The following is an 18,188-nucleotide window of genomic DNA, read 5'->3' as shown; positions in this document are numbered from 1 at the left end:
CTATCAGAAGATGTTCCTTAACAAGTACTCTTGCCACCTGTTTTCTGTTATTTTCTTTTTAATTATGGGAGATGCTTTTGCGCAGCAGGGCAGTGTAAAAGATTCTCTGAAGGTGGCGGTACTTCCGGAGGTGATAGTATCTACAAAAGTGTATGCAGGCGAATTAAATGCGCAAAAGATATCCCGTAAGGATCTGGAGTTATTGCAGTCTTCGACGCTGGGAGAGACCTTGAGTCATATTGCTGGTGTTCATAACTCTTATTTTGGACCTAATTCCGGGGCGCCCGTTGTAAGAAGTCTTAGTGGTAACCGGGTTAGAACGCTTTCTAATGGATTAGCTATAAATGATCTTTCTGGTATAAGCCCCAACCTAAACGTAGTTACCGATATGGATAACCTGCTGGGGATCGACGTTTATAAAAGTGGTGCGAGCATTTTATATGGGGGTAAAGCTATTGGTGGTGCTGTTAACCTTAGAGACAATACCATTCCTGGAGCCAGGTTTTCGAAGGAGGTATCGGGATTTGTGACGGGGGAGGGGAGTACTAATAATGGATATAAACAATCCGCTGACCTTAATGGAAATATGGGTAAAAACTGGGCATGGCATGTTGGCGTTATGAACCGATGGAACAAAGACATACGCATTCCAGGTAATACCAAGGCTCCTATTGCCTATGATCCTAAAATAGATGATCTCACGCAGGCTATGGCTCAAGTGAATGTAGATAAAGAGGTGGTCAGGAATCTTAGTCTATATCCTTATCTCAGCCAGTTTGTTCTCGAGAACATAAATAATCCGGCCTGGGATCTTAGTGAAGCTGACCTGTACACTTTCCTGGAGACTTCTGTAGTTGATGGTAAAACTGTTCAAAATCCGAGGAATGATAAATATATTCCCGGCCAGGATCCTAATACGCCGCTTTATACAACTACTGTAAAGGGTATTTATGATTATGCGCCGGTTACCAGGGGGATTATGCCTAATAGTCATTCTAAAAGCCGATCGGTTAACTTAGGAGGGAGTTATGTTGGCAAAAACTTTTATGCAGGGATGGGGTATCGTTTCTCTTATGGTTATTATGGTATTCCCGGTTATGCGCTGCTTCAATTGCCTGGGCATGCCCATAGCCACAATGATGGGGCTTCGCATGTTGTGCGCGGTAAAATGGTATATCTGCCTATTAATACAAGGTCGTATAATAACAGTTTTTTGTTTGAAGCTGGTTTGCGTTCACCGATAGCCGGCATTTCCTCTTTAAAGCTGAATTATATGCTACAGCTGGGAGATGACAGAGAGCTGACCGGAAATTACAGCGCAAACAGGTTCGTTACAACGCGTCATGTAGTAAGAATGGAAGTTGAGCAAAAACAAATAAAAAAATTGAAAGGGATAAGTGGGGTTGATTTATCGGCTGTAAATATGAGCGGGTTTGGGCAGCACCGTTATCTGCCAGATAATCAGAGCAAGGACTATGGTGTGTTCACGCTACAGCGGCTGGAAGTAAAGCAGCTGAATATAGAACTGGGCTACAGGCATGATATTGCAAACAGGCGGGCCAGAAGTGGCAATGGTTATACGCCAGGCCGCGGGCTTGCAGGAGGGGAGTTGTCGCAGCGGGATTATCATTTGAATCACTTCAATGGTTCTATACAGTGGGATGTGTTTAGGATTGGCAACCTGAAAGGTTCTTATGTTCATGCTGAAAGGGCTCCTGATGTGAACGAGCTATATGCCGGCAATAACCACTATACCATTATGCTGGAGGAGAATGGCGATGACAGGCTTAAGAAGGAGATGTCTCAAACTGTTGAGTTAGGAGGGGGTATTAATTATCGTGGTGTTCGTATTGCTGTTAGTCGTTATCTGACCAGGTTTAAAGATTATATGTACCTGGCGCATACGGGTATATCCCGGTCAGGCGGCTTCCTTGTAAAGGAGTGGCGGCAATCAGATACTAAAATAACGGGCTGGGAGGCTGAGTTGGGTTATAAATATTCAAAAGAAAAAAGGTACAACTGGGAATTGACTTCATTCTTCGACCTGGTTAAAAACATCAATACCTCCGACGACAGGATGAGGCAATGGGCGGAAGGAGATTACATGCCTAATATGCCTACCAGCAGGTATGGGATTTCGTGTAAGGCAGGTTATAAGAAAATAGAAGCTGCCTTACTATTTGATCGTTATCTTAAACAGCGGTACCTGGGTAAGAATATAAATCCGGAACCGCCTATGCCTGCTTATTCGATATTGGGGGCAAGGATATCTTATAAAAGTGAGATCAAAAGTGTTGGGATGGAATATTATCTGAGTGGAAATAACCTGATGAATGTTGAGGCGCGTCCGCAGAATTCATTTTTGAAATACCTTGCACCGCTGCCTGGGAGGAATATTGCCATTGGAGTTAAGGCAAGAATTTAACAGATGTTTCCTTCAATTATTTAGCAAGGGAACTATTGGGGGAAAGAAGATTATCTTTGGTCTAAAACTGTAGCGAATGAATGCGGAAAATTCCTCAAAAGATCCTTTACACGGCTTAACGCTGGAAAATATTATTACCAGGTTGGTAGAAAGCTATGGCTGGGAAGAATTGGGGAACAGGATCCGTATCAATTGCTTCACCAGCAATCCATCCATTCAGTCAAGCCTTAAATTTCTACGCAAAACACCCTGGGCGCGTACCAAGGTTGAGGACTTCTACAAATATTCACTTAGGCATAACAGGTTAAAAAAGTAGTCTTTTTTTCAACGTATACTACCAGCTATTTTAGTTATCTTACAGGATGTCAAAATATAAAGATATAGTAGTTACACTTTCTAAAAAGCATCCCGAAACCGGTGATGCTGTTCAGGCCGGACACACTTATGTAATTGGTGTATTAGGCCATAAAAAGAAATGGTATGAAATTGATAGCCAGTCGTTAAACGAACTGTCAAACGAAGATCTACAAAAGGAGCTGTTTAAAATATTGCATCCACAAACACATCATTAATGATACATATGCGGGTTTCAGGATTGTTCAGATCTTTCACGCCAAAGAAAGACGCATCGGCTGGGATCGCTTCCGTCCCTTTGGCTTTACCGTAGGTTTTCTGTTATTCATTGTTTTACAAGCTCCAGTGTTTTAGTCAATTCGGCAATTCTATTACTGCTGATAACTTTTTGATAGTTATCGTAGGAGTTATTTATTGTCTGGTCACGGATCCTGGTCAATTGAGACAGGTTCTTTTTCCAGCGGTTAATTACCTGTTGAGAGATCTTCAAGTTATCTGACGGGATAAAAAGGCGTTTGGGTATTTCCGCGTGGAATCCCAACGCCTCCAGCTGTCTTTTTATTTGGGGTACATGAGCCGCTCCGAACACAAACACAACGACACTGCTATCGTTCAGATATTTCAAGCTATTTTCCACAATTCGCCTATTACGTTCGTGCCAGCTTCCCATTGCTATCTCGGAAACAGGATTGCTTCCTACCACTTTTTCGAAGAGGGAATCCATTAGCCCAACACTTTCAGGGGCATGTATAAAGTCGTATAAGGACGCTCCATTAAATTTATTTATTCCGTCTAAATAACTGCTATCAATATCCGACTGCCTGTTTTCAATGTCCTTTGGGAAGATGCTTGCAGCCAAAGCCTGAGTAGATGCATCTATTCTCCAGTCGGCAGGTATAAAACTATACTTGTGCTTCGTTGCCATTTCTGCCAAAAATGCTGCTTCCACGGGGTAGTAACCTTCCATGTCCTTTTCAAACGCTTCGGGCGTGATTTCACCACATACTACATTCGGCTTTAGCTGAATTACCTGTTCCAGCAAGTCGTTGACAGAATAGTGAAAACCAGGATTGAAATGCATGGAATGGACGGCGCCTACCAGGTAGATCTTAGGCTTTCCCGAATGTTTTGTTGCGCTATCAGATTGAGCGAAAACTAAGCGGGGGATTGAAATAAATAGTATTCCAATAAGGAAATGTCTTATCAGGGTTGAAATCACTTTGAGTATTATTTTCTTTAGTACAAGTAACACCTACCTGTTAGCACAATTTACCTGGTTATACAATAGGTAAGAGAAATTAGGGATCAACTGTTATTGGAATGCAGTATTAAGAGAATGATCGGGCTTTTGTGGAATAACCGCTGGTAGATATATTTTATTAGCTTTACAAGAACAGGCCATATGTCTAAACCGGGCAACTCATTTCAGTCAGCAGGGGCGATTCCTTCTGATTAAAATGCCTGGCTTACAATACGGCAATGCCGTTTCTTTTTTTATAAATATTCGCCAGTGCTACGGGGGATGGAGCGGCTGCTTTTGGTTATTAAAAATAAAAATTTATCAAATGAAAATTTTGACGTTTGGAATGATCGTACTGATCACTACTCAGTTATTGGCCTGTGCTGGTCAGCGGAAAGGCAAGCCTGTGGATGCAAGCGGAGCGTTACAGGTTTCGCAGGATAAGGGATGGGCATTTGAGACTAAGCCTGTGTGGGCGGATGAATTTGATAAGGCAGGTAAGCCAGACTCCACCAAGTGGGGCTACGACCTTGGCGGCAATGGATGGGGAAATAACGAGCTGCAATACTACACGGACAAAGCTGCCAATGCTTCAGTAGCGAATGGCATCCTCACCATTACTGTAAAGAAGGAAGCCATTGAAGGAAAAGAGTATACTTCCGCCCGCCTGGTTTCGAAGGGCAAAGGAGACTTTCTGTATGGCCGTATTGAAGTAAAAGCAAAGCTGCCCATCGGCAAAGGCACCTGGCCTGCCATCTGGATGCTGCCAACAGACCGGGCTTATGGAGGATGGCCCAAATCCGGTGAGATCGATATTATGGAGCACGTGGGTTACGCCCCCAATAAAGTGCATATCAGCATACATTCAGAAGCATACAATCATGTAATCAACACGCAGAAAACGGCCACTAAAATGGTGGATAATGCTATGACGGCATTTCATGTTTACCGGGTGGACTGGACGCCTTATGCGATCCGCGGTTACATTGATAATGCGCTGGTTTTCACCTTTGTGAATGAGGGTAAAGGCGCTGCTGCATGGCCATTTGATAAAAGATTCCATTTGCTTCTCAATGTTGCCTATGGTGGCAACTGGGGTGGTGAACAGGGCATAGACCCCTCCATTTTACCCGCTAAAATGGAAATTGATTATGTGCGTGTTTTTAAGATGGTGGAAAAATGAGGAATGGGTTAGTTTCAGCAGTTAAGACAATGCTGCCGGCCTGCGGTATCTTATTGTGATTACAGGTATGGCCGGAAGGTTTTGCTGGAATAAAATCGTATAAAAAAAGCGCAATTTTCAGATTGCGCTTTTGTGAACCGGATTGGATTCGAACCAATGACCTGCTGCTTAGAAGGCAGCTGCTCTATCCAGCTGAGCTACCGATCCAATTTATGAGGGTGGCAAAGGTAAGGGGTTCGTTTGTAATTAACAAATCTGGAGATTAATTCATTCGTTTACAGTGTATTTTGTTTGTGATGCGGAATAAAGTTGAAAATGGCCCGGCCTTTATTTAAAGACAGCTTGTTTATAATGAGGTGCTATGTTGGTGGCCGTTTATGGCTCGTTCATAGTTCGTCGATCGTCCGTATATAAAGCGTACTTTTTCGTAGATGGGAGGGGGAGGAATATTTGATGAGGAAGGGGATTAAGAGCGTAAAGGCTACCTGAAGGTAGCCTTTACGCGGTGTGAACCAATATTTTACCGGGATTACTGGATCTTGCTGTTCTTATTGGGAACCCGGACAGTTATTTCCTCTTTTAGCTGGGCAACCTCTTTGTGGGTGCGAAGCTTTTCAATGGTTTGATCGTCGGCAGTGCCTGTGATCACACCTATGGGGTATACACTTTTTACCAACAGGCCTTCTTTGCCGTAGTCTTTAGCCAGATCCCCCGTTCTTTCTATACAGGACTCATCCAATGTGATTACGATCTCTTTCATCTCAGTAAATTTTAAATATTACTTTAATATTACTTTGCCATTACTAACCCAATTCCGACATCGATTGATGGAAGCGCCAGTCTCTTAGCAAATTTAAACAATTCCACGGTAATTTCTGAGGGGGAATAGTTAGGGTACTGTTCCCATAATAGTGCCAGTATTCCTGCGACGTGCGGGGTTGCCATGCTGGTTCCGTGAATCCTGTTGTAGCGCTGGGGCAGTGTCCAGGAGGAATAGATGTCGTAACCGGGGGCCGCGATATCTACCTGTGCGGTGGGGTTGATACACCTGTTTGAGAAGTCGGCAACATTCATGTTGGAGTCGAGTGCGGCAACGGCGAGAACTGAAGGGCAGTCTGCAGGGCTGCTAACGGGTGTAAAGTGGCCCCAGTTGCGTTTACTGCCATTACCTGCTGCCGCAATTACGATCGCTCCTTTTGCGCTTGCATACTTAGCAAAGCGCTCATAGGTGAGGTCGTAATTCTGTCCTGGGAAAACGGGGCTTTCGAGCGACATAGAGATCACTTTGCAGCCGCTATCGGCTGCCCATAGGATGCCGTTCCAGATAGACTGTTGTGAGCCGCTGCCGTTGTTACCCAGGACCTTTCCTATATAAATATCGGCTTTGGTGGCTACGCCGTAACGAAGACCGTTGGCATCTATACCGCCGCAGGCGGTTCCGGTACAATGTGTGCCGTGGCCATGATGATCCATTGGATCGGTGTCGCCGTCTACGAAAGACTGGGCTGTGATGTTGCGGCCGGCAAAGTCGGGGTGGTTCATTGTGAAACCGGTGTCGAGGATGGCTACTTTAACGCCATTGCCGGTATAGGTTGACTTCAGTACGTCGGTGCAGTTCAGGCCCCATGTAGCGACATCCCTGTCGGCGAGGGCGGGCAGGTCTTCTGGCACATAGGCGATCCTTTCGGGGATGATGATGTATTCATTATCTGCCATTGCCGACACTGTGCTGATCTGTTCCGGTTCTCCGCTGATAAGGGCTACGCCGAGCTGGTCGTAGGTGATAACATCCGCGTCAACTTCGTTTGCGGCTGCATAGTTGTTTGCGTTAAAGTCGTTGATGCTGGAGATCTTCATGCCGGCGTTGTTGGTAAAGACTTTCCTGGCGTGTTTGAAATCGTCGGCGCCTTCTTTTAAAACGGCAATATATCTTCCTGTGTATAATGGTTCATTCTGTTCTTCGCCGGCTGCTATGGAGAAAGTGTTTCTATGACGTATGGTCATTGCTTTCTCGAAGGCTATAGCCGGTACGGTGTTATCGCGCAGGAAGGTTCTTTTACCCAGTATTGGTTTTTTCATGTAAATGTGGTTTTATAGTTAAGGGTTATGAACGGTTGTATTCTTCCAGGTAGTTAAACTGGATCTTTCCATTGTTGGCAGGATCTGAGGCGTCTTCGGGTGTGAGCATATCGAGCGGGGAGACGCCTGCGATGCTGAATTCAAGGGGGCTAAACAGCTGAGATCTTAATTTCATGAGGCGGAACAATGGGGTAAGGCCCTGGCTGGCTACTATTTTTGTTTGTAATGAACTGGAACCCTGGAGTGTAAAGCCGAATTGGGTGTCGGCGATATTCAGGGAGGCTGCTGAGATGTTTGCATTGGCCTTCAGTTCCACTTTCATGTTTTTGCCGCTGGCTATAAGCAGGGTTTCGCTTTCAGCAGATACCAGTTCTGTTATTACTACCCAGTTCTTATCCCATTTGCCTGCTTTGAATAGTTCTATGATCTGCGCGCCTACTTCCAGTGTGTCTTCGATAGCATGCACCAGTGTGCCGTTTGCCTGGAATATGATGGCATTTTCCTTCGAAAATTCAATGATGACACCGGCATCGACATCTGTAAGTGCGCTGCCGACCGGGGCTGCTTTACCGGCTAATTTTGTTGTCATAGATACCGCGCCTTTTGAGCTGTAATCTATGTCGGCAGGTTTGGGGTTTGTTTCAGGGAAACCTTTTTGAAAGCTTACGCCACGTGCGGCGAGGTCGGATACTTTGATGAAAACATCGCCTTTCATAATACCAACGTCGCCAAGCGCCAGTGGCGTGTTAGGGAGCCAGGTGGCGTGATAGCCGAAGTGTTTTCTCATTTCCCCGGTATACTGTCCGGCAGGCCCTGCTGCGGAGGCGCTTACCGTACCGGCGATGCCTGCTGCTGTGGCTACTCCGGCAGGGGCGGTGGTTGCGGCGTTGGGGAGTGCGATTGTTTTCATGTTGGAGAATTGAAAACGGAAGGTTTCATTTTCGTCCATATTCAACGCTTCCTGGTCTGAGATGGCTGCGATATGCGGGCCTACCTGGACTTTGTCGACGACCAGTTTGAGGGGGCGGTCGTCGTGGTAGGGTTCCAGTGCCGGAGGAAATTTAAGTTTTGAGAGTTTTTCGATAGTGCTGATGTTCACCTGGTAAATGGCTGCATCTTCAAAATCCTGGAAGTAGCTGACTGAAAAATCGGCTGCTTCTGCGATGGCGGCTTTTGTACGGCGCACTACGATCTTCTTTTCGAATAAGGCATTTTCCTGGCCCATAAGGAAGCCGGCGCGGCTTAAGGTGCCCGTTTCATCGAGGTAATAAACAATTTTCCAGAACAGGGTAGGTATCTGCACTTCATAGCCGTCTACTTCCGTAACGAATACCGGGTCGTTAGCGGATAGTACCGGCCCTGTAAATACGCTGACCTTTAGTTTTTCCGGTACACTTTGTTTGGTTAAGATATATGTTTCGAGTTTGCCCCAATCTTCTGTATTGAGTTCGCCCATTTGTGGTACGCAGTTGGCGAAACGGAATGTTGCCTGCGCTGCTTCTCTTGCTATTTCAACGGTTTCGCCCCATTGGGGGTCTTCTCTTTTAGTCATGTGACCGCGCTGAAAATCGCTTTTCTGAGCGGAGTACAGGTGAGCGCCCCATTGGAAGTCGGCAGCCCTTTCATCAAGCGACCATTCGTCGTTGCCGCTGGGGAAGACTTCTTTTCTTGGGATCTTTTTAAACAGCTTTCCATCGATGTTTGTGGCGGTGAAGAATGGGAAACACCGGGAGCTGCTCAGGAATACACTGAAATGCGGGTATTTCAGCTCCCCGGTTTTCTTTTCATCTGTTCTTGCCAGGTCTTTCAACTGGCCAGCGCTCAGCTGGGGAAAGGGTACAGATACGCCCATGAAGTTGATTTGGTAACCGGTTTGTTTTGCCATTGTTTATTTGATTTGAGTATGTATATAATTGCGTTTTTGTGTGAAGGCTTTTTGAGCTGGTAAAACCGAGGCGTGGGGGGCTTTGCTAACGCACAGTTGTGAGGGCCGGGCTGATGCGGCCCGATGACTTATGGCGCTGCCAGTGCATTGTTGTATTGGAGGAGATACATCCGGGGGGGAATAGTGCAGCACATAGGTATAAGGGTGTGTTTGCATAACTGCGGTTTTAGATACGTATAGGCAATGTGTGTTCTTGTTCCAGTAAGCAATCATTCTGGTCAACAGCAACAGGTCCGGTAAGCAAAAGAAGATTGTTCAGGTGTTACTGCGATGAAAATAATCATAAAATTTGTTTTAAGAAAAAAGTATTCTATTCGCCGGGATGTTTCATGTAAAGTTAACCGAAGAGCGGTTGCCAGTGTTGGTGGTTAAAAGATACCGGAAATACTGAAAGCTGGGTATCGATGGGAGTGAGGTGGTATATTGCTGTACGGGTTGGGATCCAGTAAAATGTTACCGGGTAATATATTACTGTTTTGTTGGCGGGGGGGATGAGTGATTGCGGCCACAGGTACCGGTAAGCCGGATTGGGCAGACAGGTGGTGTATAACTCCTTGTTTGGGAGGGAGTTTGCCGGGGGCAAGGACAGGGCTGCTTACTGGAGGCAGGGGTGAAAAAGCCAGATTAAATTTATTTAACAATTTGCTATTTGTACTATTTTGTCAACTTCCTGCTATTTTTGATGTCAAATCATGAAATGGCTTATTAGGTTTTCGCTCCTATTGTGTGTTCTCCTTTACGGGGAGAACAGCCATCTTTTTGCCGCTACCGGTCAAAATACTATCAGGGCTGCTTCAGGAAAGGCTGGTGTAAAACAGCCGGTAATATACCACCGGAGCACACTGCAACAAGGGGTATTGGCCCTTTTCTATGCGGCAGATTTTCCAAACCCGGAAAATGGAAGCGATTATTTAAGCGAAACAGAAATTGAGGAGGAGGAAGAAACTTCTTCCTGCAGAAGACAGTCGGATGTAGACGAATATTGTATCACCTTCTTTAATGCCCGGCCTCCTGTTTGCTGCTATTGGTATTCCAATAACCGCCTGCCGTTCAGTTACCATTCTTTTCATAACGAGTCCTGCCGGTTTATCCTGTACCGGGCGATCCGGATCTGATGTTATCAGCTTCTTCCAGGTTATAGGTTAACCTGTTTATTTCTCAAACTGTTTTTACTGCTTTGCTTCCCGTAGCGTTCATGCTATTGGGTTTATGCACCTCTAAATAGAAATTATCAAGAAAACCGGAATGCTTTAGAAGGCATACTTATTTATGAAGAGAATTCTCATGCTTATGAGCTTGTGCGCCGTTTTGTGCCATACAAGCTGTAAATCCAAAAAAGAAGAAAAGGAAGGTTCAAGTAGTTATTTCGTTACCAGTCCTTTGAAAGTCGATACTTCTGTTGTGCAGGAGTATGTTTCCCAGATCCGTTCTATACGGAATATAGAGCTGCGGGCGCAGGAAAAGGGTTACCTGCAAAATATTTATGTTGATGAGGGGCAGTTTGTAAAAGCGGGGCAGTTGTTGTTTAAGATCATGCCGAAGATCTATGAAGCTGAGTTACTGAAGGCCCAGGCCGAGGCTAAAGTTGCCGAGATAGAAGTTCAGAATACCAAGGCGCTGGCCGACAGAAACGTGGTATCGAAAAATGAACTGGCTATGGCCAATGCGAAACTGGATCATGCCAAGGCGGAGGCAGCGTTGGCTAAGGTTCATCTTGAGTTCACCGAAATAAGGGCGCCTTTTGACGGTATTATAGACCGTTTGCCTTTAAAACTTGGCAGTCTTGTAGATGAAGGAGAGCTGTTGACCAGTTTGTCGGACAACAGCCAGATGTATGTTTATTTTAACGTTTCCGAGCCTGAATATCTCGATTACCAGGCTAATGCAAAGTCGGCTGGTAAAACGAAGGTGAACCTGTTACTTGCTAATGGGCGTATGTTCACTTCGTCCGGCGTTGTTGAAACCATAGAAAGCGAGTTCAATAACGAAACGGGCAATATTGCTTTCAGGGCTGTGTTTCCTAATGCCAGCAGGCTGCTCAGGCATGGTGAAACCGGTAAGATACAGATGACAGTTTCCCTCAAAAATGTGTTGGTTATTCCTCAGAAAGCGACTTATGAAATACAGGACAAGCGTTATGTGTTTGTAGTAGGTAAAGATAATGTTGCCAAGTCGAGAGAGATCACCATCGGTGCCGAGCTGCCAGATCTTTACGTGGTTAGCGGCGGGCTTTCGGAAGGTGATAATATTCTGCTGGAAGGGGTACAAAAGGTCAAGGATAACGAGAAGGTGTCTTATAAATACCAGGATCCCAAGGAAGTAGTCACCCATTTAAGATTGAGAACGGAATAAAATAAGTACCCAAACACATTTTGCATGTTTAGTAAATTTATTAGAAGGCCTGTCCTTTCTATAGTCATTTCACTTGTTATTGTTTTCCTGGGTGTGCTGGGTATCATGCATCTGCCGGTGACACAGTTTCCGGCGATCTCTCCGCCCACGGTGAATGTTACCGCCGAGTACCCTGGCGCCAATGGTGAGTTATTAATTAAATCTGTTATCATTCCGCTGGAGCGGGCTATCAATGGCGTTCCGGGTATGAAATATATGGCTTCTGATGCCGGTAACGACGGTGAAGCCTCTATACAGGTTGTGTTTGATTTAGGTACTGACCCGGACCAGGCTTCTCTGAACGTTCAGAACAGGGTGGCCTCGGTAGTGAATAAACTGCCGCCGCTTGTAGTTCGTGAAGGCGTTCAGATCACGAGGGAGCAGCCAAACATGCTGATGTATGTGAACCTGTACAGTTCCGATAATCATGCTGAAGAGAAGTTTCTTTATAACTATGCCGATATCAATATCCTGCCTGAATTACGCAGGATCAATGGCGTAGGTACGGCCAAGATCCTGGGTACGCGGGAATATGCGATGCGCATATGGCTGAAGCCGGACAGGATGCTGGCTTATAAGATCTCTGCCGAGGAAGTGATGAAAGCGCTGGCAGAACAAAGTCTTGAAGCCTCTCCCGGTAAAACGGGCGAGAGCTCCGGGAAGCGTTCGCAGGCTTTTGAGTATGTATTGAAGTATTCGGGCAGGTTTAGCACCAAAGAGGAATATGGAAATGTAATTCTTCGCTCTAACGCAAACGGAGAGATCCTGCATTTGAAAGATGTAGCGGATATAGAGTTTGGCAGTGCGATGTATGATATTTATTCCAATCTTAATGACAGGCCCTCTGCTGCGATTGTATTGAAGCAATCGTACGGCAGTAATGCAAGCCAGGTCATTAAAGATGTAAAGGCGAAGCTGAAAGAGATCAAGGCGAATTCATTCCCGAAAGGAATGGATTATGAGATCAGCTATGACGTATCGAAGTTCCTGGATGCTTCTATTGAAAAGGTACTTCATACCTTAGGTGAGGCTTTTATACTGGTAGGGCTTGTCGTGTTTTTGTTCCTTGGCGACTGGCGTTCTACGCTTATTCCGGCGCTGGCGGTGCCGGTGTCGCTGATCGGGACCTTTGTATTCATGCAGTTTTTTGGGCTTACCCTGAACCTGATCACTTTATTTGCGCTGGTGCTGGCTATCGGGGTGGTGGTAGATGATGCCATTGTGGTCATTGAGGCGGTGCATGCCAAGATGGAAGAGGAGCATCTTTCGCCATATGCCGCTACCAAAAAGGTGATACATGAAATCAGCGGGGCCATTATAGCGATTACGTTCCTGATGGCTGCGGTATTTATACCGGTGGCGTTTATGTCGGGGCCGGTAGGTATTTTCTACAGGCAGTTTTCTATTACGATGGCAACGGCTATTATCCTGTCGGGTATCGTTGCGCTTACGCTTACACCTGCCCTTTGTGCTATTATCCTGAAAAATAATCATGGTAAACCGAAAAAGAAAACCCCGCTGGTGCGGTTCCTTGGTGGCTTTAACAGAGGGTTTGATAAACTTACGGGTAAATACCAGTGGGTTCTGGGAGGTATTGTCAATCGCAGGGTAGTTACTTTCGGTATTCTTATTCTTTTCTGTATTGGCACCTGGTTTATCAGTAATGATGTGCCATCGGGATTTATTCCCGGTGAAGACCAGGGTATGATCTATGCCATCATTCAAACGCCACCCGGTTCCTCACTGGAGAGGACGAATGAGATCTCCGGCAGGCTGCAAAGGATTGCGGAGCATATAGAAGGAATACAATCAGTTTCAGCACTGGCAGGGTATGAGGTACTGACAGAAGGTACGGGGTCGAACTCCGGTACCTGTTTGATTAACCTGAAGGACTGGAGTGAACGGAAGCAATCGGCCCAGGATATTATCCTTGAACTTGAAGAGAAGTCGAAAGAGATACCAGGCGCTACTATCGAATTTTTCCAGCCGCCATCTGTACCTGGTTATGGTGCTGCCGGCGGATTTGAATTGCGTTTGCTTGATAAAACGGGTGGTAACGATTATAAAAGGATGGAAGATGTAAACAAGGAGTTTATAAAAGAGCTGGCAAAACGTCGCGAGCTTACATCTATCTTCTCTTTCTATAGTGCCAGCTTCCCGCAATACATGCTGAAGATCGATAATGAAATAGCGCAGCAGAAAGGCGTTTCTATCGATAATGCTATGACCACATTGTCTACGTTAATAGGCAGTAACTACGAAACGGGTTTCATCAAATTTGGCCGTTTATACAAGGTAATGGTTCAGGCAGCTCCGCAGTACAGGGCTTTGCCGGAGGATATCCTTAAGTTGTATGTAAAGAACGACCGCGATGAAATGGTGCCCATGTCTGCATTTATGAAAATGGAGAAGGTATACGGACTTAGCGAGATAACGCGGTATAACATGTATACAGCTGCCGAGATCAGCGGTTCGGCTGCTCCCGGGTACAGTAGCGGGGAGGCTATTAAAGCTGTTAATGAAGTTGCGAAGAAAACCCTTCCCAGGGGTTATGGCATAGACTGGGCTGGTATCACCAAAGACGAAGTGGCACGTGGCAACGAGGCGATCTTTATTTTCCTGATATGTCTTGGGTTTATCTATATGATCCTTTCGGCACAATATGAAAGTTTCGTATTGCCGTTTTCTGTGATACTTTCTTTACCGGCAGGTGTTTTTGGTGCATTCCTGTTATTGAAGCTAATGGGATTGGAGAATAATATTTACGCACAGATTGGACTGGTGATGCTGATTGGTTTGCTGGGTAAGAACGCTGTACTGATCGTTGAATTTGCTGCGCAGAAACACAGGGCAGGCTTATCGGTGCTTGACGCTGCGATACTGGGCGCCAAGGTTCGTTTCCGGCCGATATTGATGACTTCGTTTGCATTTATCGCAGGTTTGATACCGCTGGTATTTGCTTCTGGTCCCGGAGCGGTAGGTAACAGAACCATCGGATCTGCAGCAGCAGGTGGTATGTTGTTCGGTACTGTCTTCGGTGTAATTGTGGTGCCGGGGCTTTATTACATATTCGGCAGTATTGCCGCCAAACGCAAGCTCATCAAAGATGAAGATGAGAATCCCTTAACCGAAGAAATTGATCATAATGTTTAGAAACAGAATATGCAGGGTGGCGGGGATAGCTTGTATCTCATTGGCTGCGGCCTGCCATGTGCCGTCGCTGGTAGAAAAGACAGCTAATAAGGAGGTGCCTGCCAGTTATAACGGCACAAAGGATACTACGAATACGGCTGCTGTGAAATGGAGCGAGTATTTCAGGGATCCCTATTTAAATGCTTTGATAGATACGGCTCTTAAGAATAACCAGGAACTGAATATTACGCTGCAGGAAATTGAGGTAGCCAGGAATGAAATCAGGGCCAGAAAAGGAGAGTTGTTGCCTTCTGTTGGTATAAAGGCAGCTGCGGGGATAGAAAAAGTGGGAAGGTACACCAGCCAGGGGGCTGGTGATGCCACCACTGAAATAAAGCCCGGGAAAGAGATGCCTGATCCGCTACCGGATTTTCTTGTAGCGGCCTATGCTCAATGGGAAGTTGACATCTGGCATAAACTGCGTAATGCCAAAAAGGCTGCGGTAATGCGTTTCCTGTCGACTGTAGAGGGCAGGAATTTTGTGGTGACCAACCTGGTTGCTGAAGTGGCGAACTCCTACTATGAATTGCTGGCATTAGATAACCAACTGGATATTGTAAAGCAGAATATCGATATTCAAAGCAATGCGCTTGAGATCGTGAAGCTGCAAAAAGAAGCTACACGGGTAACAGAGCTGGCTGTACGTAAGTTTGAGGCTGAAGTTTTCAGTACAAGGAGTCTTTTGTATGATATACAACAGAAGATCACCGAAACTGAAAACAGGATCAACTTTTTACTGGGACGTTATCCTCAGCCTATTCCGAGAGATGGCCAGGCTTTTGGCAATCTCCTGCCTAATACTGTTTACGCAGGCCTTCCGTCACAGTTACTGGCGAACAGGCCGGATATTAAGCAGGCGGAGCTGGACCTAGCTGCTGCGAGACTGGATATAAAGGCGGCCAGAGCTGAGTTTTATCCTTCGCTGGGAATCTCTGCGGCATTGGGATACCAGGCTTTTAATCCGTCTTATATCGTGAGAACGCCTGAGTCTATGCTGTATTCACTGGCGGGTGAGCTGGTTGCGCCGCTGGTAAATAAAAATGCTATCAAGGCTGCTTATTATACGGCTAATGCAAAGCAGGTACAGGCGGTGTATAATTACGAGCGCACTATTCTTAATGCGTATGTAGAAGTAGCCAATCAATTATCGAAGATGGGAAACCTGGAGAAAAGCTATGACCTGAAATCCAGGCAGGTACAGGCGTTGACCCAATCGATAGATATTTCAAATGATCTTTTCAAATCGGCCCGTGCAGATTATATGGAGGTGCTGATGACACAGCGTGATGCACTGGAATCTAAATTTGAGTTAATAGAAACAAAGAAGCAGCAGATGAATGTTATGGTAAATATTTATCAGGCACTGGGAGGTGGCTGGAAGTAAGGCAGAGGAGAAAAGAATAAAAGAGCCGGCATTTTGCCGGCTTTTTTTGTTTTATAACATCCGGGGTAAATTTTTTATTGCCAGTGACGAAATGTTACTCTGGAATCTGTAAAAAATACCATTTTATTGCTTCTGTTCCGAATAATTTACGGAAAATATTGAAGTCCATTGGAAAATATTCTACAGGTAGGATATTGCATACTCATCTGATAAAACTACTAAATGCCAGCGCTGCTATGAACCGTGAGATGCTTGTACTTGCTGCCGAAGGGAATAGGGAAGCTTTTCATCGCATGTATGAGAAGTACAGTCCTTATGTGCATCACCGGTTGCGGAAGCTGGTAACGGATCCGGATACCTGTGCTGAATTACACCAGGCAGTATTTGTGAAGCTTTGGGAAAGAAGGGCATTATTGAAGAACGTGGCAAACCTGGAAGCTTATATTAACCAGCTGTTGCGGAACATGGTTGTGAGTGATGTGTACAGGAAGCAGCGCAGGGATGCGTTATTGCATTCGTCTTATGAACCGGGTGATGCTTACTGGATATGCCAGGATCATACAGAATTCAGGGAATGCAGGCATTTGTGGCAAACGGCGATAGACCGCCTTACGCCCAGGCAAAAGGAGGTATACGAATTGGTGGAGCAGGAAGATCTTAGTTTGAATGAAGCGGCAGATACTTTACAGATCGCTAAACATACATTGAAAAATCATCTGGAAGTGGCGCGCAGGTCGGTTCGCACTTATCTGCAGCAATACCTCTGATCCCTTATAGGGCGCGTACAAAGAAAGCAGGTTGTTGCCATCGGGTAAACAACCTGTTCTTATTATAGCCGTGTTGATATAACTTAAATAAGTATTGCTTTGATTATATGATAAATATCAGATACTGATGCATGGCTAAGGGTTAATTTAGGCATAGTATTTATTAATAATTATCAAGTGACGCCGATGTGGTAGCGGTAGTTTTGGATCATCAACGCTGGATTAGTTTTCAACAAATATGATGTATTTTAAGTGTTAAGCGGGGCTGAATTCTTTCAGCCCCAATTTTTTATAGCTTCACCGGCATGTGTCAGTTGCTGTGCTATGTAGCCTAAAACCTTAGATTTGCCTGTAGGTATGAAAAATAGGATTCCCAGGCAGCTTTTGCTCGATAATAACCATGTTCAGCTTATTAATCTGAATAGCTATGTTCATGAGCTATCCCCGGTTTCGCACCGTCATGATCATTATATGATCATGTGGATCACGAAGGGACATGGGAGCCAGCTGATAGATGAGAACGAATACCAGATGCTCACTAACCGGGTATTTTTCGTGCATCCCGACCAGGTACATCAAATGAAAGATTTTGAACGTGAGGGATGGATGATCATTTTTGACGAGTCTATTTACCAGTTATACCTTCGTTTTCATACGGCAGATACCGGTAATGGTATGATGCGGTTGGGGCGAAATTTACCCTATACCGATTTAGATGCGCTGGGGGCTTCGTTCTTTCATCATGTTATTGAAATGCTGCGTCTGCAGCTTTCAACAGCAGCAGGTGATATTTATGCGCTTACCCATCTTATTTCGTTGTTGTTCCTTCATGCCAGCCGGCATAGAAGAAATGAAGCTTCGGCTGCCCAGCTGAGCGATGCCAAACAATTAATGTCGCGCCTGGAATTGTTGATTGAAAGTAATTTTACTACCCGTACGCCAGTGTCGTTTTACGCCAGTGCCTTGAATATGGATACCCGTAATCTGAACCGTATGGTTAAAAAAGAATCGGATTTTACGGTGCATGAACTTGTAGAAAAAAGGCTGCTTACAGAAAGTAAGATCTTACTGGCATCGTCGGCGTTAACGGTTAAGGAGATCAGCTATCAACTGGGGTTTGCGGATCCCGCTTATTTTAACCGCTTCTTCAGGAAGTATATGAATGTGACGCCTGTTGAGTTCAGGCGGTCTAAAACGCAGGTGTAAAAAAATACCATATTCTTTCCGG

At 45.4% G+C, this 18,188-nt stretch carries 14 protein-coding genes and 1 tRNA gene; 10 read left to right on the top strand and 5 right to left on the bottom strand.

What is annotated here, in order from left to right:
- Nucleotides 1-10: 10 nt before the first annotated feature.
- The 3 genes from ESB13_RS06130 to ESB13_RS06120 all read left to right on the top strand — a co-directional run bounded on the left by ESB13_RS06130 (nucleotide 11) and on the right by ESB13_RS06120 (nucleotide 2,997).
- Nucleotides 11-2,425 (top strand): TonB-dependent receptor, encoded by a 2,415-nt coding sequence (locus tag ESB13_RS06130; RefSeq protein WP_129002130.1) that lies wholly within the window; start codon nucleotides 11-13, stop codon nucleotides 2,423-2,425.
- 76 nt (nucleotides 2,426-2,501) lie between these two features.
- The gene (locus ESB13_RS06125) at nucleotides 2,502-2,741 is read left to right on the top strand and encodes a VF530 family protein (protein ID WP_129002129.1); all 240 of its coding nucleotides are present in this window, start codon (nucleotides 2,502-2,504) and stop codon (nucleotides 2,739-2,741) included.
- Nucleotides 2,742-2,787: 46 nt separating this feature from the next.
- Nucleotides 2,788-2,997 carry a hypothetical protein gene (locus ESB13_RS06120; protein WP_129002128.1) on the top strand — a complete coding sequence of 70 codons (210 nt, stop codon included), beginning with the start codon at nucleotides 2,788-2,790 and terminating at the stop codon, nucleotides 2,995-2,997.
- Between the two features lie 107 nt (nucleotides 2,998-3,104).
- Here ESB13_RS06120 and ESB13_RS06115 read toward each other — a convergent pair whose 3' ends face one another.
- Nucleotides 3,105-4,031: a hypothetical protein gene (locus ESB13_RS06115; protein ID WP_129002127.1), complete on the bottom strand. Its 927-nt coding sequence runs from the start codon at nucleotides 4,029-4,031 to the stop codon at nucleotides 3,105-3,107.
- 313 nt (nucleotides 4,032-4,344) lie between these two features.
- Here ESB13_RS06115 and ESB13_RS06110 point away from each other — a divergent pair, with 313 nt between their 5' ends.
- The gene (locus ESB13_RS06110) at nucleotides 4,345-5,202 is read left to right on the top strand and encodes a glycoside hydrolase family 16 protein (RefSeq protein ID WP_129002126.1); all 858 of its coding nucleotides are present in this window, start codon (nucleotides 4,345-4,347) and stop codon (nucleotides 5,200-5,202) included.
- 133 nt (nucleotides 5,203-5,335) lie between these two features.
- On the opposite strand, the gene ESB13_RS06105 is transcribed toward ESB13_RS06110, so the two are convergent.
- From ESB13_RS06105 to ESB13_RS06090, 4 genes are all read right to left on the bottom strand, one after another.
- Nucleotides 5,336-5,409: transfer RNA gene (locus ESB13_RS06105), tRNA-Arg, on the bottom strand.
- A 322-nt stretch (nucleotides 5,410-5,731) separates the two neighbouring features.
- Nucleotides 5,732-5,962 carry a hypothetical protein gene (locus ESB13_RS06100; RefSeq protein WP_129002125.1) on the bottom strand — a complete coding sequence of 77 codons (231 nt, stop codon included), beginning with the start codon at nucleotides 5,960-5,962 and terminating at the stop codon, nucleotides 5,732-5,734.
- Between the two features lie 29 nt (nucleotides 5,963-5,991).
- Nucleotides 5,992-7,281, bottom strand: a complete 1,290-nt coding sequence (locus ESB13_RS06095; protein WP_129002124.1) for a S8 family serine peptidase — start codon at nucleotides 7,279-7,281, stop codon at nucleotides 5,992-5,994.
- Between the two features lie 25 nt (nucleotides 7,282-7,306).
- On the bottom strand, nucleotides 7,307-9,166 hold the full coding sequence (locus ESB13_RS06090) for a DNA/RNA non-specific endonuclease (RefSeq protein WP_129002123.1): 1,860 nt from the start codon (nucleotides 9,164-9,166) through the stop codon (nucleotides 7,307-7,309).
- A gap of 752 nt (nucleotides 9,167-9,918) precedes the next feature.
- Between ESB13_RS06090 and ESB13_RS06085 the strand changes: the two genes are divergently transcribed.
- The 6 genes from ESB13_RS06085 to ESB13_RS06060 all read left to right on the top strand — a co-directional run bounded on the left by ESB13_RS06085 (nucleotide 9,919) and on the right by ESB13_RS06060 (nucleotide 18,166).
- Nucleotides 9,919-10,341, top strand: a complete 423-nt coding sequence (locus tag ESB13_RS06085; RefSeq protein WP_129002122.1) for a hypothetical protein — start codon at nucleotides 9,919-9,921, stop codon at nucleotides 10,339-10,341.
- A gap of 154 nt (nucleotides 10,342-10,495) precedes the next feature.
- Nucleotides 10,496-11,578 (top strand): efflux RND transporter periplasmic adaptor subunit, encoded by a 1,083-nt coding sequence (locus ESB13_RS06080; protein WP_129002121.1) that lies wholly within the window; start codon nucleotides 10,496-10,498, stop codon nucleotides 11,576-11,578.
- Between the two features lie 24 nt (nucleotides 11,579-11,602).
- Entirely contained in the window at nucleotides 11,603-14,770 is a 3,168-nt protein-coding gene (locus ESB13_RS06075; RefSeq protein WP_129002120.1) for an efflux RND transporter permease subunit, read from the top strand.
- Entirely contained in the window at nucleotides 14,763-16,193 is a 1,431-nt protein-coding gene (locus tag ESB13_RS06070) for a TolC family protein (protein WP_129002119.1), read from the top strand. The genes ESB13_RS06075 and ESB13_RS06070 overlap by 8 nt, the downstream gene beginning before the upstream one ends.
- A 236-nt stretch (nucleotides 16,194-16,429) precedes the next feature.
- Nucleotides 16,430-16,960: an RNA polymerase sigma factor gene (locus tag ESB13_RS06065; RefSeq protein WP_129002118.1), complete on the top strand. Its 531-nt coding sequence runs from the start codon at nucleotides 16,430-16,432 to the stop codon at nucleotides 16,958-16,960.
- Nucleotides 16,961-17,317: 357 nt separating this feature from the next.
- Nucleotides 17,318-18,166: a helix-turn-helix domain-containing protein gene (locus ESB13_RS06060; protein ID WP_129002117.1), complete on the top strand. Its 849-nt coding sequence runs from the start codon at nucleotides 17,318-17,320 to the stop codon at nucleotides 18,164-18,166.
- Nucleotides 18,167-18,188: the final 22 nt, after the last annotated feature.

This window comes from Filimonas effusa, from assembly GCF_004118675.1.
Lineage (GTDB): Bacteria > Bacteroidota > Bacteroidia > Chitinophagales > Chitinophagaceae > Filimonas > Filimonas effusa.
The sequence above is the reverse complement of the archived record's forward strand: the minus strand, read 5'-3'. Positions and strand labels throughout refer to the sequence as shown.